Source organism: Lysinibacillus contaminans, from assembly GCF_001278945.1.
GTDB lineage: Bacteria > Bacillota > Bacilli > Bacillales_A > Planococcaceae > Lysinibacillus > Lysinibacillus contaminans.
Genome location: NZ_LGRV01000002.1, coordinates 4,515 through 26,569 on the forward strand (window position 1 = coordinate 4,515; position 22,055 = coordinate 26,569).

Genomic DNA, 22,055 nt, shown 5'->3' on the forward strand with positions numbered 1-22,055 from the left:
TCCCCATGAGAGGAAATAGATTATTCGGTATTAGCCCCGGTTTCCCGGAGTTATCCCAAACTATAAGGTAGGTTGCCCACGTGTTACTCACCCGTCCGCCGCTAACATCAGAAGAAGCAAGCTTCTTCATCAATTCGCTCGACTTGCATGTATTAGGCACGCCGCCAGCGTTCGTCCTGAGCCAGGATCAAACTCTCCATAAAAGTAGTTTGAAAGCTCATTAGCTTTGCTAGCGTATCAACTAAAAGTTGATATCTATTTATTAATTGTGTTTTGTTCACTAACGAAGTTAGCTACTAAAAACGTTATTGATTACGTTTTGCATGTTCAGTTTTCAAGGTTCATGTTGTCGCTTTATTTCAGCAACTTTCATATAATAACATTTCCTCATACTCGTTGTCAACATGTTTTTTAAAAATGTTTTTTCGAGATAAGCAACTTTTTAACTTTACCCTTCTCAGTTGTTTTTGTCAACAACTAATTTTTGGATTCAATTTAAAAGCTTTATGTTTTTCACGTCTTGTTAAGGACAATTAATAATTTATCACGTTCTTGTACTTTGCGCAAGTACTTTTTTAAAGAAAGATAACATATTTTTATCAAAATGACGTTGCCGTGATATTTAGTGTTTTTCTGAGCAGGTAATTTAACCTACCACTCATTATTCCGTATCTTTATAAGTTTCACCTATTATAACTTCTAATTAATTTAAATCTGATCAAAAATCAAAGGAGACTCCTTTGTTAAGAGTCTCCTTCTATATAACTATTTTGTAGTATGACGCATAGTTGGGAATAATAATACATCGCGGATCGATGGTGAATTTGTAAGGAGCATAATTAAACGGTCAATACCAATACCTAGACCACCCGTTGGAGGCATACCATATTCTAGTGCTTCTACGAAATCATTATCCATTTCGTGCGCTTCATCGTTACCCGCTTCTTTTTCGGCTAACTGTGCTACGAAGCGCTCGCGTTGGTCGATTGGGTCATTTAGTTCTGTGAAAGCATTCGCATGCTCACGACGAACAATAAATAACTCAAAACGGTCTGTGAAACGCTCGTCTTCAGGGTTTTTCTTCGCTAGCGGAGAGATTTCTACCGGATGACCATAAACAAATGTAGGTTGAACTAACGTTTCTTCAATTTTTTGTTCAAAGAATTCATTAATAATATGGCCTACTTCATGTGTTGGTTTTACTTCTACGCCGTGCTCTTTTGCCAATGCTTGCGCTTGCTCTTTAGTCATTGGCTGCCAGAAGTCTACACCCGTTGCTTCTTTAACTGCATCTACCATGTGGATACGTTTCCAGCCTACCGCTAGATTGATTTCGTCTTCGCCGTACTGAACTGTTGTTGTGCCTAGTACTTCTTGTGCAACATGTGCAATTAAATTTTCTGTTAAAGACATGATATCTTTGTAATCCGCATATGCTTCATACAATTCGATCATTGTGAATTCAGGATTATGGCGTGTCGAAATCCCTTCGTTACGGAATACACGACCGATTTCGTATACTTTCTCAAGCCCACCAACGATTAAACGTTTTAAGTGAAGCTCGATGGCAATGCGCATATATAATTCCATATCAAGTGCGTTGTGGTGTGTAATGAACGGACGAGCCGCAGCACCACCTGCAATTGTATGAAGCATCGGTGTTTCTACTTCTAAGTAACCTATGTTATCAAGGTAATTACGGATAGCACGGATAATTTTAGAACGCGTGATAAATGTCGCCTTACTATCTTCATTCGTCATTAAATCTAAATAGCGTTGACGGTAGCGTTGCTCTACATCTTGTAAACCATGGAATTTCTCTGGCATCGGACGTAGTGCTTTTGTTAGGAACGTAAACTCTTCAGCTTTTACTGAAAGTTCACCTACTTGTGTTCGGAATACGTTACCACGAATCCCTACGATATCACCTAAGTCAGCTTGCTTGAATAATTCATAAGATTCATCGCCAATATGATCTTGACGTACGTAAATTTGAATTTGGCCACCTAAATCTTGAATATGCGCAAAGCCAGCTTTACCTTTTCCGCGTTTTGTCATAATTCGACCTGCAATTATAACTTCTTGTAGGTTTTCTTCTAGTTGTTCTTTTGATTGATCGTTAAATTGTTCGCGTACTTCTGTAGATAGATGTGTTCGTTCAAAACGGCTACCAAATGGATCTTGACCGTTTTCACGGATAGTCGACATTTTTTGGCGTCTCACCAAAAGCTGATCATTTAATTCTTCAATGTTTGACACTTGTTTCACTCCTCATTAAATTGTCCGCGTTTACGTCCATAATATTTCTATTGTACACAATTTCAAAGCTGTATTCATCTGTTTCGTTTTAATTTCCATACGAACGTAAATAACTAATTATTCTAAAAGTTATTGCGCGCAAAAAGAATCCCTTTATAGCATTACGCTAAAAAGGGCCTCTGTAAATTATAAAATGATTTCATTTGACGCTTGCGCAAAATATGTTGCTTCATGTTCCTCATACTCATCTGCCAATGCATTTAATAATGCACGCAGTTCTGCTGCCGTTTCTGTTTGGTTAATGGCATTACGCGCTTTACCGTTACCACGAATTCCTTTTAAATACCAAGAAGCGTGCTTACGCATTTCGCGAACCGCTACTCCTTCACCTTTTAACTGCATTAAACGTTCAAAATGAAGTAAACATACGTCGATTTTTTCACGTACGCCTGGTTCTTCATGTAAAATACCTGTTTCTAAATATTGCACGGTGCGATACATCATCCATGGGTTACCCAGTGCTGCACGGCCAATCATGACAGCATCTACGCCTGTTGTTTCAAGCATGCGTTTTGCATCTTGTGGTGTTTCGACATCACCATTACCCAGTATCGGAATATTGACATTCTCTTTTACTTGACGAATAATATCCCAGTTTGCTTTACCTTCATACATTTGTACACGTGTACGACCATGAACGGCTACCGCTGATGCACCAGCACGTTCTGCCGCTTGTGCGTTTTCAACAGCAAATATGTGTTCATCATCCCAGCCGATTCGCATTTTTACGCTGACTGGTTTTTTCACTGCATCGACTACTGCCGCTACCATGTCGTATAATTTGTTCGGATCAAGTAATAAACGTGCGCCTGCTTCGCATTTAATGATTTTATTGACAGGACATCCCATATTAATATCAATAATGTCTGCAGTCGTATTTTCATCTACATATTTAGCTGCTTGTACCAACGTATCTTTATCGCCACCGAAAATTTGTAATGATAAGGGATTTTCACGTTCATCGATATATAACATACCTAATGTTTTTTCGTTTTTTTGGACAATTCCTTTATCACTAATCATTTCAGCATAAACAAGCCCTACTCCGAACTCCTTGACCGTTAGACGGAAAGCAGAGTTACAAATGCCAGCCATTGGTGCTAATACGACACGGTTATCCATGACAATATCACCAATTTGGAACGGCTTCTCAGTTGTTTGATTCAACGTTGTTTCCTCCTACTTATGGGCCATTGCCCTTTAACTCCTGAATATCTATCGCTAATGCTTGTGCAATTATCATCAACAATTCCACTGATGGTATTCTTTCTCCACGCTCGATTTTACTTAAGGTAGTCGTTGAAATGCCTATTTTTCTAGAAAATTCAACTTGTTGCATGCGTTTTAATTTTCGGAACGCACGAATTCGTCTACCCCATCGATCGTTTTCCATAATGTTACGCCTTCCTTCTCACAATCCAACCGTTCCAGCGTTCCATGTGCCAGTTGCAATTGCTCATTCTCTATTGTAGGCGTAATGTCAATCAGCGGTACTAACACGAAAGCTCGTTCAAACATTCTTAGATGCGGAACAATTAAGCTCTCTGTTTCAATATTTTCTTGATTGTAGAGTAAAATGTCAAGGTCAATGATTCGAGGACCCCAACGAAATTCACGTACACGTCCCAATTCATTTTCAATCGACTGGCAAACTCCCAACATCTCTGAGGATGAATGTATCGTTTGTACATAGACAGCAATATTTAAAAAATCAGCTTGATCTGTGAAGCCCACTGCGGCTGTTTCATAGACAGAGGAAATGCGTACTACCTCAACGCCATCTGTGTCCATTAATAGTTGAACGGCATGCTGTAGGTTTTCATAGCGCTTGCCGATATTGGTACCGATTGATAAATACACATCATTCATTGGAATATGCCTCGCGTTACTTCGACAGATACCTCTTTGTAATAACCATGAATCGGCGGATCTGGTTTAATGAGTTCCACGCGAACACCTTTCACTTTATCGGGATAAGCCGTTAAAATGCTATTCGCCACTTTTGATACAAGTGCCTCGATGAGCTTAAACGGTTCACCTTCTACGATGTCACGACATAACGCGTACACTTCTGCGTAGTTCACAGTGTAGGCTAAGTCATCTGTTTCACCAGCTTCCTGCATATCGACTGCAAGCGAAACATTGGCACGAAATCGTTGACCCAGCGTTGTTTCCGCTGCTAATACACCATGATAACCGTAAAACTGCATATCTTTTAAATGAATATAATCCACTAGGCTTCCTCCTCATATGTACGTTTGCCGACTAATACGTCAGCCATATAGCTTGCACGAGCCATTTCCTTCACGTCATGTACACGAATCATATGACAACCTCTTTCAATGCCATAAACAACAGTTGCACTAGTACCTTCTAAACGTTCTTCTACTGGAAGCTTTAAGACATTGCCAATCATTGATTTACGAGAAGTTGCCAAGAGCACAGGATAGCCCATTGCCACTAAATCCTCTAAATGCTGCATCATTGTAATGTTTTGCGCTGTTGTTTTTGCAAAACCAATGCCTGGATCTAAAATAATATGCGTATCTGGTACACCAGCCTTATGGGCAATTGAAATACTTTCTTCTAAGTCTGCTTTTGCAGTAACCCAAAAATCAGCACCGTACTCTGTGTTTTTTCGGTTATGCATTAAAATAATCGGTACGTTTAAATCTGCCGCTACTTGCGCAATTTCAGGCTCACTTTTTGCGCCCCAAATATCATTAATAATATGTGCACCAGCTTCAATCGCCGCGCGCGCCACACTAGCTTTATAAGTATCAACCGAAATCACAGCTGGTACTTCAGCCAGTAATGCTTCTATAACAGGCACGATACGCGCAATCTCCTCTTCATCGGAAATGCGTTCGTAGCCAGGACGTGTGGACTCGCCGCCAACATCAATAATTTTCGCACCTTCTGCCACCATCTTTTTCGCCTGCGCGACAGCCGCTTCAACACGATAGTATTTGCCACCATCCGAAAATGAGTCCGGCGTGACGTTTAAAATACCCATAATAAATGTTTCCTTCGTAAAATCCAAAGCTATACCGTTTAGAGTTAACGGCGTTGTATATTTTTCTAGCATTAATAACGCTCCTTATATCACTGCTTTATTTCTTCAACATATGCTTCGTGTAAACGCGCATAAATAAGACCTTTGTTTCCAAGTAGTTGAATATCTCCAAGCTGACTAATCGGTACAAGCTCTTGCACCGAGTTTGTAATAAAACATTCCGATGCCTGCTCAACATCACTTTGAGTAAACAAGCCCTCTTCTACTTGAATGCCAATTTGATTTGCCTTTTGTATAACCCATTCTCGCGTAATACCGGGTAAAATACCTGTCTCCAAAGAAGGCGTATATAGTATATCATTTTTCACCCAAAAAACATTTGACGTTACGCCTTCCGCCACATATCCTGCTTCTGTTAAAAAGAAGCCTTCCTGCGTTGCTAAAGAGGGCATTTCAAAACGGCCAAGCACGTTATTTCCGTAATGATGAGATTTTACACGAACGCCATGCTCCGGTGAATTTCTCGGTGTTTCTAGCCACTGCGCTGTTTTTTCCTGTCCATTCGGTATCACATGTAGTTCTTTGCGAAATAGTATAACATTTGGCTTCGTGTATTCAGTCGGTTGCAAGCCAATTCCATGCTCGCCGGCCGACACATTTAAGCGAAAATAACCATCGTGTCCTCCAGCCTGCTCATTCAGATGTTCAATAACCGCTATTAGCTCACCTGCTGTATAAGGCATATGAATACGATACTGCGTGAGCGCAGCTAGTAATCTTTCCATATGCGCCTCAAAAAACAGTACCTTTCCCTCATACGTACGAAACGTCTCAAAAAAACCAAGTCCGTATAAAAAGCCATGATCAAAGGGCGAAATACGTAAATCCGATGCTGCTACATACTCGCCGTTCATCCAGCATTGCATTTACATCGCCCCCTCTACGTACAATTCGATAAAGTGATGCAGTAGCTTTTTACCTTCCTCTGTCATGATCGATTCAGGATGATACTGTACACCTTCAATTGCATAATCTTTATGGCGAATGCCCATAATTTCACCCTCTGCTGTCCACGCTGTCACATCGAAACATTCGGGTAAAGTCTCTTTCTCAACGATAAGTGAGTGATAGCGTGTTGCTTGAAATGGATTTGGCATTTCCGCATGCAGGCCAATCTCTGCATGAATGACTGGTGAAGTTTTACCGTGCATTAAACGTTCTGCGCGAATAACATTGCCACCGAATACTTGTGCAATGGCTTGGTGTCCAAGACACACGCCTAAAATAGGAATATTTCCCGCGAAATATTTAATAATGTTTAAACTCTCACCCGCCTCATTTGGACTACACGGCCCTGGTGAAATCACAATCATATCAGGCGAAAGTTGTTCAATATCCTTAACAGTCAGCGCATCATTTCGCTTCACAATGAGTTCATGCCTAAATTCACCGAAATACTGTACAAGGTTATACGTAAAAGAATCATAGTTATCAATCATTAAAATCATTTTGAACGCTCCTCCGCCATTGCTTTCGCTTGCCACATTGCTTTCGCCTTATTGAGAGACTCCTGATATTCCTTCTCCGGAATGGAATCAATGACAATACCTGCCCCAGCTTGAATATGTGCCACACCATCTTTGACAAACGCCGTTCGAATGACAATATTAAATTCCATATCGCCGGTATAGCCCATCCAGCCGATCGACCCTGTATATAAACCTCTACGAACCGGCTCTAGCTGCTCAATAATTTCCATCGTGCGAATTTTCGGTGCCCCCGTTATCGTACCTCCTGGGAACATCGCTCGCACAACATCTGCATTCGTTTTCCCCTCAGCAATTTCGCCGCGCACATTCGAAACAATATGCATCACATGCGAATAGCGCTCAATGACCATAAATTCATCGACTTCAACAGTGCCATATGCCGATACTCGCCCTAGATCATTACGTTCTAAATCGACGAGCATCACATGCTCGGCTCGTTCTTTTTCGTTGTCAATTAATTCTTGTGCGAGTGCTAAATCTTCCTCTTCTGATTTACCACGAGGGCGTGTACCCGCAATTGGTCTTGTCGATAAGTCATTGCCTTGGCGCTTCACTAAAAGCTCTGGTGAACCAGATACCACCGCAAAGTCGGGCGCCTCAATATATGCCATATACGGCGATGGATTAAACGCACGTAACGCCTCATAGACATCCATTGCAGTTGCGTTCAATTTTTTCGATTGGCGTACAGACAAATTCACCTGGAACACATCACCTTGCGCAATATACGTTTGAATTTTACGCACAGCTGTTTCGAAATCTGTACTTGCAAACGACACATGAAGCTCATTTTCATCGTTCAACACTTCCACTGCACCTGTCTTTTCAAATTTGCGTGCATCTAAGCCCTCTTTTGCTGCTGCTTGCCATGCGTCAGAGAGCTCTTCTAAATCTGTATCACATCCCGGTAACTTCATGAGTGTCACACAATTTGTATGCACATCATGCACCGCCCAACAGTCAAAAAGATAAAAATAAACATCTGGTACAGCTAAATCATCTACCGCAAGTTCTGGTAGCACTTCAATTTTGCGCGCGTAATCGTATGACACGAAACCGACCGCCCCTCCCTGAAAAACAGGTAAAGCAGCGTTGTAAGGTATTTCGTATTTTTTTACTAAGTCCTCGAGCAAAGCGAGAGGCTCACCGTGAAAAATTTCACTTTTTCCGTCTCGCCATGTTACCTGCAAGCCGTCCCCAATTGATTGTGCTGTTGCTAAAGGTTTCCACGCCGCAATCGTAAAGTACCCACCGCGCCCACTTTCTAAAAATACGTGGGCCTTTTCATCCTCAGTTTGTTTCTTATAACTATAAAAAAATGCGTCTGCATTCATGGTAAATGTCGTAGTAGATAATGTATTCACCCGCAAAAATCTCCTTTGAATCATGTTATTTGATTCCATCTTAACGTGAACCATGCAGAGATGCTAATTATTTTCGAAAAAAAAGCGAGACCCCCATGTAATGAGAGTCTCGCCGTATAAAATGAAAAATTAGTCTTCAAATTGATATAACGGTGTAGATAGGTAACGTTCTCCGTTTGATGGAACCACCGCTAAAACGTTTGAACCTTTACCTAAACGTTTAGCCGTTTCGATTGCCGCATGAATAGCTGCTCCTGAAGAAATACCACATAAAATCCCTTCTTCACGTGCTACTTTACGAGCTACTTCGAAAGCAGTTTCGTTTTCTACAGGGAAAATCGAGCCATAAATTTCTGTATCTAATACCGCTGGAATGAAACCAGCACCGATCCCTTGAATTTTATGTGGCCCTGGGTTACCACCTGCAAGTACTGGAGAATCCTTAGGTTCAACTGCAATGATTTCAATACCTGGAAATGCCTCTTTCAATACGCTACCAGCACCTGTGATTGTACCACCAGTACCAACACCAGCCACAAACGCGTCTAATTTTAAGCCTTCGAATGCCTCTACAATTTCAGGACCTGTCGTTAAACGGTGAACTTCTGCATTCGCTGCATTCGTGAATTGTTGTGGTAAGAAGTAGCCATGCTCAGCAGATAATTCCTCTGCTTTTGCAATTGCACCTTTCATTCCACCTGGTCCTGGAGTTAATACTAAATCCGCACCGTATGCACGCAATAAATTGCGACGCTCTAAACTCATTGTTTCTGGCATTACTAAAATAGCATTATAGCCTTTTGCTGCAGCAATCATCGCAAGACCGATACCTGTGTTTCCTGAAGTTGGTTCAATAATTGTACCACCTGGCTTTAATGTACCATCTTTTTCAGCCGCTTCAATCATTGCTAAAGCTAAACGGTCTTTCACTGAACTACCTGGGTTGAAGTATTCTAATTTTACATATACAGTACCTTCATTTTCGCCTGTTGCGTTGTTTAATTTTACAATTGGTGTTTTACCAACTAATTCTGCCACCGAGTTTGCTAATTTACTCATAAATCATTCCACTCCCAATCCCTACTATTTTTATAGGTTTTACTTAATTTGTATTTTATCAATTTTTCCAGTCAGTTGTCAATCAATAAAAGCTATATTTTCAGAATATTTATGATATGTTGAAAAAAGCTAGAAAGTCGAGCGCTTTCCAGCTTTACATCATTTCTTTTCTTCCCCGTAATACCAAGTCGCTTTAAATTCTGACCAAAATGATTCAGGCGTTACGTGTTGCGGTAACTGCTCTAACGCGAGTTCACGCTCTATATGTTCTTTCACATCGTCATATGTAAAGGATTGACCTTTAGCAACTTCTTGAACTTGCACAATCGCAAAATGACCGTTATCTAACTTAATGACCTTGCTTACTTCACCAGCTGACAGTCCTTTAGCCGCTTTCATAATCGCTGGATCTACATTTCCCTGCTTTTCTGTAATAAAACCAATATCCCCACCAAGGCTAGCGGATGCACTATCAATAGAAATCTCACGTGCTAGCACTGAAAAATCAGAGCTGTTTTTCAATTCACTTAATGCCTCTTCAGCACCTTTTTTCGAGTCGACTTCGATAATACTCGTGCGATAGCTTGTTTCGATATTGTATAAGGCCTTATTCTCTTCATAATACTTTTCAATACTAGCTTCTTCAATGACCAAGTCTTTTGTAAGCACTTTATCTAAGATGAGCTGTGAACGAAGCGTTTGTCGCAATTGCTCGTCTGAAAGATTTTGCATCGCCGTATCAATTTTATCCTGAGCAGAGCGCATTAAAGCAAGCTCAAGATCAATTTCTTTATCAGTTACTTTAATTTTAAATTTTTCCGCCGATTTTTCCATCACGGACTCATTCACTAAATTTTGTAGTGTTTCTTTCCCATAACGGTCTTCCATCGCAACCATCCACTGTTGGCGCGTAATGACATCACCATCAATGACAGCGACTTGCTCGTCGCTGCCAACCTCTTCCCCTTTGTTCGGGATTAACCAAGTTATAAACCATAAAACATTTCCTAATAACAAAATAGCAAGTACTGCTAAAACCGGTTTTGTTTTTAAACGGCGTTGCGATAAGGGCGTTGGATTTGGTGTTGTTGAATTGTGTCTTGGTTTACGCGTTGAGCTCATCGATGAAACCTTCTAATTCTTCTTTAGAGAATTGGTATGTCTCTAAACAGAAATGACATTGCGCTTCGGCTTTACCATCTTCCTCAACCATTTCTCGAATTTCTTGTTCACCTAATCCTATGATTGCTGCGCCAAATCGCTCTTTCGAACATTGACATTTAAATTCAACCGGCATCGAATCTAAAATTTGGACATGCCCTTCGCCTAAAACGGCCTCTAAAATTTGTTCTGGTGTAAAGCCTTTTTCAATCATTTTCGACACTGGTTCTAAGTTTGCTAAATGTTGTTCAATTGCATCAATTGTTTCTTCTTCACACCCTGGCATTAATTGTAGAATGAAGCCACCCGCTGCTAATATCGTATTGTCTGGGTTGACTAATACACCTAATCCCACTGATGAAGGTACCTGTTCAGATGTAGCAAAGTAGTATGTGAAGTCCTCTGCAATTTCACCTGAAACGATTGGTGTTTGACCTGAGAACATATCACGTAAGCCTAAATCTTTTACGACTGTTAATGCTCCTTCCGTACCTACACCTGCACGTACATCTAACTTGCCTTGTTCATTTAAATCAAAGTGTACATGTGGATTTGTGACAAAGCCACGCACTTCACCTTTTGCATTGCTATCAATAACCATTGGACCAATTGGACCGTTGCCTTCAATTTTAATCGTGATCTTTTCTTCACCTTTAAGCATCGCACCCATCATAACAGCTGCTGTCATCGAACGACCTAGTGCTGCTGATACAACCGGCCACGTGTTATGTCGCTTTTGCGCTTCTCCAACTGTTGCTGTTGTACAGGCCGCAAATACACGCACTTGCCCATTAAAACCTAAACCTCTTACTAAATAATCTTTCATATACGAAAAATCCCTCATTTCTTATTGATTGCGTTTATATAGCTTATATAAACCTTTTAATGTTAAAAACGGATCAACAACATCGATTGCCTGTGTCTCTCCTGCAATTAAATTAGCTAAGCCACCTGTTGCAATAACGAGTGGTTCTTCCTTACTTTGCGCCTTCATACGGTTGACAATGCCCTCCACTTGCCCGACAAAGCCATAAAAAATACCTGCCTGCATCGCGGAAACAGTTGTTTTGCCAACGACGTTGTTTGGACGCGTAATTTCAATACGTGGCAGTCTGGCCGCTTGCGTATAAAGTGCTTCAGTTGAAATTGTGATGCCAGGCGCAATCGCTCCACCCATATAGTCACCTTTTTCGTTCAAGTAACAGTAAGTCGTTGCTGTCCCAAAATCCACAATAATGAGTGGTGATTTGTAAGTATCAAGTGCTGCAATGGCATTGACAATACGATCAGAGCCAACCTCACGAGGATTTTCATACTTAATATTTAAGCCGGTTTTTACACCTGGACCAACGACAAGTGGTTTTTTATGAAAATACTTTTGACACATTGCCTCGAGTGAAAACATAATTGGTGGTACAACAGAGGATATAATAATGCCATTAATATGTTCAAATGAAATGCCTGCGTGATTGAAAAAAGCTTGCACTTGCATTGCATATTCATCTTCCGTTTTATGAAGATCTGTCACCATTCGCCAATGAAAAGCAAGTTTATCTTCCACATACACACCTAAAACAATATTTGAATTTCCTGCATCTAAAACTAAAATCATGGATGACACCTCTACTAATCATTTACGCCTCAGCTTAATTGTACCTGATGCTTCGCTTTCGTACAGAAAAACAATGCGTCTATATTTTGAATTGTACTTAGACTTGCGTAATACAGGTCAGTTAGCTGTTTTCGCATACACACGAAATACTTCAGTTGAAATCCCACTTCTCTTAAAACACACGACACCCGCTGGAGGCTTTAACTATATTCAGACAGCATTTGAATATTCTCTACATAAAATAAAACACTTTAGAAAATCATACCATAATTTTTATGCGATAAATAACATTCCTACTTACAAAAAAGAGCTAGCCTAAAAGTTATTTTAGGTAGCTCTTTGAATATTATTTGAAATTAAATTTTTCTGGGTCCGGACCACAACGTAGCCCGTCGTTCATTGCATCAAGCTGCGCCATTTCCTCATCGGTTAACACAAAATCAAAGATGCTTAGATTTTCCTTCATACGTGATGGTGTCATTGTTTTAGGGATTGTTACAACATTATGCTGCACATCATAGCGCAACACGATTTGTGCAGGTGTTTTATCGTATTTAACAGCAAGCTGTTGGATTAGCTCTTCTTCGAGCAAAGCACCATTCATAAGCGGTGACCACGCCTCTACTTGAATACCATGCTCACGACAATACGCACGTACTTCCTCTTGCGTTAAATGTGGATGGAACTCAATTTGGTTAACGGCCGGTACAACTGTCGTTTGCGCCAGTAGATTTTCTAAATGATGTACATGGAAATTACTTACGCCGATTGAACGCACTCGGCCGTCTTGATAAATTTGTTCAAGCGCTTTATAAGCCTCTACATGATTTGTATCTATGCCAGGCCAATGGATTAAATATAAATCTAAATAATCTAATCCAAGTTTCTCTAAACTACTATCATAAGCAGCCAAAGTCTCTTCATAGGAAAGGCCATCGTTCCATACTTTCGATGTTACAAATAATTCTTCACGTGTCACTAAGCCTTCCGCGATAGCTGCACGAATTCCGCGTCCGACACCTTCTTCATTCCGATATATTTGCGCCGTGTCAATACTACGATATCCTGTCGCAATGGCCATTTTCACAGCCTCAGCTAAATCTTCCCCATCCGGCACGCGAAATACACCGTAGCCAACTAGCGGCATTTCAAGACCATTATTCAACGTTACGCTTCCCATGTTCAACACTCCAATCAGTACATTATGTAGATACACAAGGCATCCTCTATATCCTAACGCTTCGAGTCTAAAATATGCAAAAGTAAAGGCTGTTTACAAAATTCGTAAACAGCCTTTCACATGATTAATCGCGTTTTTCTTTAATGCCTTGAGGTGTGTCCTGTTGTACACTACCTTCTTTTGCTAAATCTGTAGTTGTTGGATCTGCTTTTTTACCCACTACCTCTTTTTCAAGTGAAGGAGTTCCAGCTGTTTCCACGACTGTATCAGCATCTTTCGCTAAACCAATTGTTTTGTTTTCTTCAATAACTGCTGGTTCAGCTACACGCTCTGGTAATGTACCATGATCGCGTAAATGTTCAATTTGCTGTGCATCTAATGTTTCAACGTCAAGTAAAGTTGTCGCAATTAAATTTAAAAGCTCTCGTTTTTCAGTAAGAATTTGTTTTGTACGCTCATATTGCTCGACAATCATAGCTTGCATTTCTTTATCGATTTCATATGCAATTGATTCTGAATAGTTTTTGTCTGAGTTGATGTCGCGTCCTAAGAAGACATTACCACCTTGGCTTGAACCGAATTGCATTGGCCCAAGTTTATCGCTCATACCATATTCAGTCACCATTGAACGTGCAATACTAGTCGCACGCTGGAAGTCATTATGTGCACCAGTTGATACTTCGCCAAAAACGATATCCTCTGCTACACGACCACCAAGTAAGCCCGCAATTTTATCTAGTAATTCTGGTTTAGTCATGAAGTAACGATCTTCTTTTGGAAGCATTACCGCATAACCGCCCGCTTGGCCACGTGGGACAATTGTTACTTTATGCACTTTTTCAGCTTGGTCGAGTGTCAGTCCAACAACAACGTGACCTGCTTCATGGTATGCCACAATTAGGCGTTCTTTTTTAGAAATAACCTTACTTGTTTTTGCAGGACCTGCGATAACACGGTCTGTTGCTTCGTCAATATCGAACATGTCAATTTTCTTTTTACCACGACGTGCTGCTACAAGAGCCGCCTCGTTGAGTAAATTTTCTAAATCGGCTCCTGAGAAGCCAGGTGTACGTTGTGCAATCGCTTTTAAATCTACCTGATCTGCTAAAGGTTTGTTGCGAGCATGTACTTTAAGTACTTCTTCACGACCTTTTACATCTGGACGTCCAACTGTAATTTGACGGTCAAATCGACCTGGACGAAGTAGAGCTGGATCTAAAATATCTGGGCGGTTTGTTGCAGCGATGATAATAATACCTTCATTTGCACCGAACCCATCCATTTCAACTAATAATTGGTTTAATGTTTGTTCACGCTCATCGTGACCGCCACCAAGACCTGCGCCACGTTGACGACCTACCGCATCAATTTCATCAATGAAGATGATACATGGTGCGTTTTTCTTTGCGTTTTCGAATAAGTCACGTACACGTGAGGCACCGACACCGACGAACATTTCTACGAAGTCAGAACCTGAAATCGAGAAGAATGGTACGCCAGCCTCACCAGCTACTGCACGTGCAAGTAAAGTTTTACCTGTACCTGGAGGACCTACAAGTAGGATACCTTTTGGAATACGCGCACCAATTTCAGTGAATTTACGGTGATCCTTTAAGAAGTCAACAACCTCTACAAGTTCCGCTTTCTCTTCGTCAGCACCCGCTACATCTGTAAAGCGCACTTTTTTCTTTTGATCATCATAGAGTTTAGCTTTACTTTTACCAAAACTCATTACTTTATTTCCGCCGCCTTGAGACTGGCTCATCAGGAAGAAGAATAAGAAGATGATAATGATGAATGGAATAATTCCAGTGAAGAATTGAATCCATCCACTTGTTTCTGGTGCCGTTAAATACGTTATTTTGCTATTTTCATTGGCAGCTTTATCAATACGATCCATTAATGATTGGTTATCTCGTGGAATGTTAACTGTAAAGGTTTCACCCTTTTCATAACCTTTCATCGTACCTTCAACGATGTACACGGCTTTATCCGGTTGAATTGTTGCACTTGTTATTTCATTGTTATCGAGAGCACTCACAAACTCATGATAAGTTATTTCTTTCGTTGGTGAATTGCCACCGTTGAAAGTACCAAAAATACCGATAATCACTAGGAAAATCAGTAAATAAAATATGGTATATCGAAATATTCGATTCATCTCCAGCCTCCTCATTACAAACAGAAAAATTATAAGTAAAATCTTAACATATCATGATTTCATCATACAACGAAAAGCCTTAAGTAAAATTAGTTTTGTCGATTCTTTGTCGAACTCCAAACAAATTTACTTATTTAAAAAGAATAGACTTTCGGTTTTAAGATGCCGATGTATGGTAAATTACGATATTTTTCCGCGTAATCTAAACCATAACCAACTACGAAACCATCTGGAACTTTGAAACCAACATAATCAGCCGCTAAATTTACTTTACGTCCTGATGGCTTGTCTAAAAGTGTCACAATTTTAATTGATTTTGCTTTACGGTATTTAAACAGGTCTACTAGGTAGCTTAATGTTAATCCGCTATCAATGATGTCCTCGATGATTAATACATCACGTCCCTCAACACTGGTATTTAAATCTTTTAAAATTTTCACTTCGCCTGATGAAACTGTTGCATTACCATAACTTGAAACATCCATAAAGTCTAGCTCGATGAAAGAATCGAAACGTTTCATAAGGTCTGTCATAAATGGCATTGCACCTTTAAGTACACCCACTGCTAACGGGAATGAATCTTGATATTCCTCTGTTAACTGTGCCCCCAACTCTGCAATTCTTTCTTGCAGTTGTTCTTCAGTAATCATAATTTTTTCGATGTCATTTTGTAACATATCGATTCCTCCTCATGTTGTATCAAAAATTTTCAACCTACTGTAAGAGGTTAAACATTTTACAAAGACCATTAGTCTACGATGAGCACTGTATCATCGTTTGGTCGTGCAGTTGTTGAAAAATAAACACCCATACGCACACCAATTACCGCTACTACCTCATCAGTTTGAGAAACGAGTAACGGCCAGCTATTTCGCTCATTTAAAGGAATCTTTTCATCTATAAAAAGGCGGGATAAGCGTTTTGACTGATCCATTCCTTTTAACAGCATTCGGTCTCCTTCCTTACGTACCCTAACATAGAGAGGAAGTGTAAGTTTGCTAGCGTTAAAATAAAAAAGTTGTGCAGTATCCGTCAGCAATTCAGACGCTAATTCCGGTAATTCTGCTATGTATAAACGCACACCGTTTGCCAGCGTTGTCCACTCATTTGCAGATAAAATTAGTTTCTTATCAGTAAAAGTATTCAATTGTGTTGACACGTTCTTCTGAATCGTCAAGTTTCCATAACGGCGAACTGCTATAAACCCCTCTGGCATATGAACTTCAGCATTACCAGCTGTCGTATCACAAAGCTTTAAAAGGGAAGTCAATAATGCATAACTTTGTATTGTACTAGAATCTTTGTAAAGATAGTTTAATAGTATTAAAACAAGCCTTCTTTGTAAAGCAAGTGGTACCAATTGTATCGCCTTAATTTCCAAGCTATACATATTTTCGCTATTTTTTGTTACCGTCTTTGAAAATATGTCTTGTGCAAGCGTCATGAGCAAAGCGTCATCCTCTTGTAAATGCTTTGTAAAATGGCATACTTGTTCAGCTACACGTGGATTTTCAGCTTTGAGTAGTGGTACAACATGATGTCTAAATCGATTACGCATATAGGCATCCTTTTCATTACTTGCATCTTCACGGTAATTTTGCCCTTGCTTCTGTAAATATTCCCATATTTCAGATTTTGTAACCGTTAGAAACGGACGAATTAATGATTTTTTGTTAAAAATGCGCTGCGATCGAATACCTTGCATACCATTCACTGTTGCATTTTTTGTTAAAGCCATTAATACTGATTCCAGTTGGTCATCCGCATGATGTGCAGTTACAAGCTTTGTAGCATTCGTTTTTTGTACTATTTCCTCAAAGTAGCGATAGCGTTCTCTCCGACAAATAAGCTGTGAATTTCCGTTTTCAACAGCAATGATTTCAGGAATAGGAATAGCTCTTGCATGTAAAGTAACGCCATGTTCATCGCAGTATTGTTGAACAAACGCTCTGTCCTGTGCCGAAGCCTCTCCTCTTAGCATATGATCAACGTGTACAGCGGCTATTTCAATTCCCCACTGCGTTTTCGTCTTCACGAAATAATGCAAAAGAGCCATCGAATCTACACCACCCGAAACGGCGATGAGAAGATGATCGTCTTGCTGTATTAACTGCTCTTGTTCTATAAATTGTTTGACTTTTAATTCAAATGACAAACGCTTCTCCTCCCCTTTTCGTTATTATATTATGACTTATGATGATTTACTCATGGAATATTCCATTGGCCTAAAAACAGCCCATGTTGGGACGACGTGCGTAATCTCTAACATCAAAACTGTACAATCGTCTTCCACCTCGTAATACTGTTGGAAGGATTGCATAATTGTCGTTAATTTTTCCTGAATCGAAATATTTGTACCAGCAACTTGCTTCGTATAGGACAAAAATGCTTCTTCTTGCTCATCCCAATTTGCTGAGCTTGAAAATAAGCCATCTGAATGCATCATTATAACATCTCCTGCTTTAAGCTTCCTTTTCTCCGCTTCCACCGCCGAAATCGATAAAAACCCAACAGGCGCGGCATTACTTTCAACTTTAATCACTTCTTTTCCGCGTAAAATGTACGTGGACATACCGCCAGCCTTCCATGACCAAAGATCACCATGTTGTAAATCGACTAAGGCAAAATCGAGCGTCGCATACATATCATCTTGCTGTTTTAAAGACATGACATAATGGAGCGTATGCATGGCCGTTTCAGGATTCATATTGTAATTTAAACATTCCCGCATTAAATGGATGAGCTTTCTACTTTCATGCTGTGCTTCTTTTGATTGTCCCATACCGTCTGACAGCAAAATTGTAAACAACCCTGGATGTAGCTGAAACAACGCATGAGAATCGCCAGAATACAATGTATCGTCCTTTGACCTACTGTATATATCATACTCTACTTCAAAACTAATAGCAGACCTAAAGCCGATTTGAATGTGACGAAATGGAACATCACACGATATTACTTTTTCAATTTCGAAAGGCTCATCAAAAATTTCATATAAAATTGGCAATATGAGTCGCTCAGCTATTGTCGTATCCTTTTCCCAGTCAACAAGTGCTGGTGCCATCGCACAAACAATTTTTCTCGCCCCTGCTTTATTATTAAGCACATCTAGCTGAAAACATTCTATATTTGCATCTTTCAAACGTTGAATGATTTCCTTCTCTACACTGACAAAGGAAATTGTTTCTTCCTTCATCTCCGCAATCAGTTGACTTAAATGATTACTCATATCTCTTAGTTGTAAGGCAATCATCTTTTTTCCATGAAAATACTGACCATTAATGCGTTCTCTATACAATTCAGCATCCAACTCTTCAAAAATTTTCGCCGATTTCACACATTTATTTCGAATTTGTTCCTCTACCCGATGGATAGCAGATTCTTTACCCACACCTTTTATATGAAACCATTCAGTCATAAGTCTGTCCATCCCGTTATTTGAGGCACCCCAACACCGATCATAGCGAAAACAACTTAAACATGTATTCATGGGCGCTATTTCTTCTTTTGACGCCACAGGGGCCGTCATAAATCGATCAAATACAAGTTCTTTCATAAATTGTACAAAATGCTGAAAATGCTCTAGCTTCAGAGTGACATGTTCTGTTAGCCAGTGTTGACGCGCCAATAAAATCTCTTCTCGTTGAGGAAATAATTTTTCTTTAACAGTGTTTGAAAGACTTTTTGGTATAAATAAAAACATAATACTACCACAAACAATTGATGTGAAATATACGCTATCTAACGGCAATGTCGCATCGTAAAATAAAAAAAACACACTTGGTACGATACCGCCAATCGCCACGCCAATCTTCCCAGCACGAGCACCCATCCCAGCACCCAATCCAGTTAATGTTGCAACAGACAGCATGCCTGTAAACGATAACTTGGCGACACCAATCAATGTACCGAGAACTACCCCTACTACAGTCGCTAACGGAACACTACCAACAAATGCACTAAAACAAATAATAATTTGCAGTAAAAAAAGAGGCAGTGAAAAATAACCGATGATGACCGCATTCATTCCCGTCAACATCGCTGCAAAAATAACAAGACCTGATCCAATTCGTTCATACGTCCAATGATCGGTAAACCATTCATACGTTTTGACGAATAAAACTTGCATAAATAATGTCATGATTAACGCCAAGGCAGCCTCACATCCAATATAAAACTGCACAAGGACTGGAGGTAATCCTTGATATGCCAAACCTTGCCAAATAATTTGCACCAGGAGTACAGCTAAAAAAACAGCAATACTTTGTGGCATATGCCAATATCGAAAACGTATAAAGCACTCATACAATAAGATTTGAAGCGCTAATATAACAACTTGTCCAAAGCCGAGGAAAAAACAGCCTATCAAGCTACCTATGAATACGACCGTTGCGTATTTTTTATACTTATTTCGAACAATTGCCCAAAAAGGTACTGAGAAAGGTACTGCAGCTTCAAATACAACAGACTGTGCTAAAAAAAAGGCTGTCACAAAAAAGAGGCTACTCATCAACAATTTCATTTTTTTCGCTTCGAATTTCTGGTCTGCCGAATTTGCTGTTTCATACCATTCAACGTTTGCCATTTCATCATCCCCTTTCTACGTGTTTTTGTAATTATAAAAAAATATTCATGGAAAGGTTGTCTGACGATGGCGGAAAAAAATATAAATATTTCGACGAATACGTATACATAAATACCATTATTTGCATTAAATACTACGGAAATTCACTTACATAATATATTCTTATTATTTTCAATTGGTTTCTATGAACTTTTTCACTTATACTCTTGACACTTTTTTCAATCGCTTGTATTATGTAAATTGTCGTTAAAAATTAATTGCGGAAGTAGTTCAGTGGTAGAACACCACCTTGCCAAGGTGGGGGTCGCGAGTTCGAACCTCGTCTTCCGCTCCATTACTTTTCATGGCGGCCTAGCTCAGCTGGCTAGAGCGTACGGTTCATACCCGTAAGGTCGGGGGTTCGATCCCCTCGGCCGCCACCATATAATTTGGCCCCTTGGTCAAGCGGTTAAGACACCGCCCTTTCACGGCGGTAACACGGGTTCGAATCCCGTAGGGGTCATCTTAGAAAAGGCGTCTCAGAAATATTTCTGAGACGCCTTTTCTGCGCCCAATAAAGTATAAAAATAAAAATTAGGGAGGCGTATAATGGACTCAATCACATATTNGCCTAGCTCAGCTGGCTAGAGCGTACGGTTCATACCCGTAAGGTCGGGGGTTCGATCCCCTCGGCCGCCACCATATAATTTGGCCCCTTGGTCAAGCGGTTAAGACACCGCCCTTTCACGGCGGTAACACGGGTTCGAATCCCGTAGGGGTCATCTTAGAAAAGGCGTCTCAGAAATATTTCTGAGACGCCTTTTCTGCGCCCAATAAAGTATAAAAATAAAAATTAGGGAGGCGTATAATGGACTCAATCACATATTACATAGTGCAAGTAAATGATTGTTATTACCAGGGACAAATAGACCTCCAAACATTTACTGATGACGAAGAGCAGGCCTTTACTTTTATAGATATTGCAATTGCATACCAACTATCTATTAAAATCAATGGAACTGTCTTAACAAGAGAAATCAGTTATGTGGAGCTTGAACAAAATTCAATACAACATAAATTAGAGTACGAGGCATTACCTTCGAAAGAACGTGACAGGATCGAATCTTTTTGTAGTAAGCTTAATGCAGGAATATAGGAATAAATTCTGAATCGAATCTTTTCGGTTCTTTTTTTGTGCTGTTTCGGTCTTACTTCCACATGTTATACACCTAAATCCTATGTTTTCACAATTTGTTCACTGAAAGCGTTTTGAATTTGAACACTTTGTGAAATGCCTCACATAGTGCTTTTCTTTTGAAAAAATTGGAGTAGAATAAGTTTCAAGCAAGAAGTTGTTGTAAAACAGTTTGACATAAGTATCACATTTAACGTGGTTGTTATATTACAAAAATGATGGGGGATTTTACAATGTGGGTTATTACAGTATTTGAACAAAAGGATGTTCGTATTTTTGAATACACAAACAAAAGTGAAGCAACACAAGCACTTCTACGTTTTAAGAAAAATGCAGTATTATCTTATACAAAATAACGAAGAGCCCGTAGCCACGATCGATGGTTGCGGGCATTTTTATGTATTATTATGTGTGAATTTTATGTGCGCTTAAGTGATTTGAAAATATTGTAATCACTAGATGTATTTGTTGACGTATTTTCATACGTTAGTAATAATGAAATATCATATATGTTTAACTAGTGAGCTTAAGATCAATTGGAATTATGCGAAAATAGCTGCGGATTTAGCAATGATTTCGAGCGTTACATTACCTGAAATGTATGAAGCCATGGTTAACTTTACAAACAATCAGCCAGAATCGATTATGTTTCATCTATTAAATGTACTTAATCGAAATAAGCCTTTTCGATTTTTCAAGGACAAAATTAACGAACTAGACATCGAAAGTCATTGATTTGAAGAAATTCAACCTTAAATAAATTAAGCTACTGAGAAGATTTTTTGTTATTTTTTTATTCCCCTCAGCCAACAACCTCAAAAATAAAAATCCACAAAATCGATACACGACATACTTTTTAGTAAGCGCCATATTA

The 22,055-nt window shown here is 39.6% G+C and carries 20 protein-coding genes and 5 tRNA genes; 7 read left to right on the forward strand and 18 right to left on the reverse strand.

Annotated elements, in window-relative coordinates; genetic code table 11:
- Positions 1-765: 765 nt before the first annotated feature.
- From lysS to AEA09_RS02230, 18 genes are all read right to left on the reverse strand, one after another.
- The gene (gene lysS, locus AEA09_RS02145) at positions 766-2,268 is read right to left on the reverse strand and encodes a lysine--tRNA ligase (RefSeq protein WP_211263225.1); all 1,503 of its coding nucleotides are present in this window, start codon (positions 2,266-2,268) and stop codon (positions 766-768) included.
- Between the two features lie 177 nt (positions 2,269-2,445).
- Positions 2,446-3,486 (reverse strand): tRNA dihydrouridine synthase DusB, encoded by a 1,041-nt coding sequence (gene dusB, locus AEA09_RS02150; RefSeq protein WP_053582298.1) that lies wholly within the window; start codon positions 3,484-3,486, stop codon positions 2,446-2,448.
- 16 nt (positions 3,487-3,502) lie between these two features.
- Positions 3,503-3,712, reverse strand: coding sequence for a helix-turn-helix domain-containing protein (locus AEA09_RS02155; RefSeq protein ID WP_053582299.1), 210 nt, complete (start codon positions 3,710-3,712; stop codon positions 3,503-3,505).
- Entirely contained in the window at positions 3,664-4,188 is a 525-nt protein-coding gene (gene folK / locus AEA09_RS02160; protein WP_053582300.1) for a 2-amino-4-hydroxy-6-hydroxymethyldihydropteridine diphosphokinase, read from the reverse strand. Before folK ends, AEA09_RS02155 begins: the two co-directional genes overlap by 49 nt.
- Positions 4,185-4,553: a dihydroneopterin aldolase gene (folB, locus tag AEA09_RS02165; protein WP_053582301.1), complete on the reverse strand. Its 369-nt coding sequence runs from the start codon at positions 4,551-4,553 to the stop codon at positions 4,185-4,187. The genes folK and folB overlap by 4 nt, the downstream gene beginning before the upstream one ends.
- Entirely contained in the window at positions 4,553-5,407 is an 855-nt protein-coding gene (gene folP / locus AEA09_RS02170) for a dihydropteroate synthase (protein WP_053582302.1), read from the reverse strand. The genes folB and folP overlap by 1 nt, the downstream gene beginning before the upstream one ends.
- Before the next feature lie 17 nt (positions 5,408-5,424).
- The gene (pabC, locus tag AEA09_RS02175) at positions 5,425-6,261 is read right to left on the reverse strand and encodes an aminodeoxychorismate lyase (RefSeq protein ID WP_053582303.1); all 837 of its coding nucleotides are present in this window, start codon (positions 6,259-6,261) and stop codon (positions 5,425-5,427) included.
- Positions 6,262-6,843 (reverse strand): aminodeoxychorismate/anthranilate synthase component II, encoded by a 582-nt coding sequence (gene pabA, locus AEA09_RS02180; protein WP_053582304.1) that lies wholly within the window; start codon positions 6,841-6,843, stop codon positions 6,262-6,264.
- Positions 6,840-8,219 (reverse strand): aminodeoxychorismate synthase, component I, encoded by a 1,380-nt coding sequence (pabB, locus tag AEA09_RS02185; RefSeq protein ID WP_211263226.1) that lies wholly within the window; start codon positions 8,217-8,219, stop codon positions 6,840-6,842. The genes pabA and pabB overlap by 4 nt, the downstream gene beginning before the upstream one ends.
- A 159-nt stretch (positions 8,220-8,378) precedes the next feature.
- Positions 8,379-9,308: a cysteine synthase A gene (gene cysK / locus AEA09_RS02190; RefSeq protein WP_053582306.1), complete on the reverse strand. Its 930-nt coding sequence runs from the start codon at positions 9,306-9,308 to the stop codon at positions 8,379-8,381.
- A gap of 159 nt (positions 9,309-9,467) precedes the next feature.
- On the reverse strand, positions 9,468-10,430 hold the full coding sequence (locus AEA09_RS02195; protein ID WP_053582307.1) for a peptidyl-prolyl cis-trans isomerase: 963 nt from the start codon (positions 10,428-10,430) through the stop codon (positions 9,468-9,470).
- Entirely contained in the window at positions 10,414-11,295 is an 882-nt protein-coding gene (gene hslO, locus AEA09_RS02200; protein ID WP_053582308.1) for an Hsp33 family molecular chaperone HslO, read from the reverse strand. The genes AEA09_RS02195 and hslO overlap by 17 nt, the downstream gene beginning before the upstream one ends.
- A gap of 21 nt (positions 11,296-11,316) precedes the next feature.
- A complete protein-coding gene (locus AEA09_RS02205; RefSeq protein WP_053582309.1) occupies positions 11,317-12,081 on the reverse strand; it encodes a type III pantothenate kinase in 765 nt (254 codons plus the stop codon).
- Positions 12,082-12,427: 346 nt separating this feature from the next.
- Complete coding sequence (locus AEA09_RS02210; RefSeq protein WP_053582310.1) at positions 12,428-13,261, reverse strand: aldo/keto reductase; 834 nt, start codon at positions 13,259-13,261, stop codon at positions 12,428-12,430.
- Between the two features lie 124 nt (positions 13,262-13,385).
- Positions 13,386-15,422 carry an ATP-dependent zinc metalloprotease FtsH gene (ftsH, locus tag AEA09_RS02215; RefSeq protein ID WP_053582311.1) on the reverse strand — a complete coding sequence of 679 codons (2,037 nt, stop codon included), beginning with the start codon at positions 15,420-15,422 and terminating at the stop codon, positions 13,386-13,388.
- Between the two features lie 134 nt (positions 15,423-15,556).
- Positions 15,557-16,099: a hypoxanthine phosphoribosyltransferase gene (gene hpt, locus AEA09_RS02220; RefSeq protein WP_053582312.1), complete on the reverse strand. Its 543-nt coding sequence runs from the start codon at positions 16,097-16,099 to the stop codon at positions 15,557-15,559.
- Positions 16,100-16,170: 71 nt separating this feature from the next.
- The gene (gene tilS / locus AEA09_RS02225) at positions 16,171-17,577 is read right to left on the reverse strand and encodes a tRNA lysidine(34) synthetase TilS (protein ID WP_053582313.1); all 1,407 of its coding nucleotides are present in this window, start codon (positions 17,575-17,577) and stop codon (positions 16,171-16,173) included.
- A gap of 36 nt (positions 17,578-17,613) precedes the next feature.
- Positions 17,614-20,007 carry a SpoIIE family protein phosphatase gene (locus AEA09_RS02230; protein WP_053582314.1) on the reverse strand — a complete coding sequence of 798 codons (2,394 nt, stop codon included), beginning with the start codon at positions 20,005-20,007 and terminating at the stop codon, positions 17,614-17,616.
- 259 nt (positions 20,008-20,266) lie between these two features.
- Here AEA09_RS02230 and AEA09_RS02235 point away from each other — a divergent pair.
- The 7 genes from AEA09_RS02235 to AEA09_RS20420 all read left to right on the forward strand — a co-directional run bounded on the left by AEA09_RS02235 (position 20,267) and on the right by AEA09_RS20420 (position 21,537).
- Positions 20,267-20,341, forward strand: a tRNA-Gly gene (locus tag AEA09_RS02235).
- Positions 20,342-20,352: 11 nt separating this feature from the next.
- Positions 20,353-20,429, forward strand: a tRNA-Met gene (locus tag AEA09_RS02240).
- Positions 20,430-20,437: 8 nt separating this feature from the next.
- A tRNA-Glu gene (locus tag AEA09_RS02245) sits at positions 20,438-20,509 on the forward strand.
- A gap of 106 nt (positions 20,510-20,615) precedes the next feature.
- A tRNA-Met gene (locus AEA09_RS02250) sits at positions 20,616-20,688 on the forward strand.
- Between the two features lie 8 nt (positions 20,689-20,696).
- Positions 20,697-20,768 (forward strand) — tRNA-Glu (locus AEA09_RS02255).
- An 86-nt stretch (positions 20,769-20,854) separates the two neighbouring features.
- On the forward strand, positions 20,855-21,142 hold the full coding sequence (locus AEA09_RS02260; RefSeq protein ID WP_053582315.1) for a hypothetical protein: 288 nt from the start codon (positions 20,855-20,857) through the stop codon (positions 21,140-21,142).
- A gap of 272 nt (positions 21,143-21,414) precedes the next feature.
- Positions 21,415-21,537, forward strand: a complete 123-nt coding sequence (locus tag AEA09_RS20420; RefSeq protein WP_281176690.1) for a hypothetical protein — start codon at positions 21,415-21,417, stop codon at positions 21,535-21,537.
- The last annotated feature ends 518 nt before the right edge of the window (positions 21,538-22,055 follow it).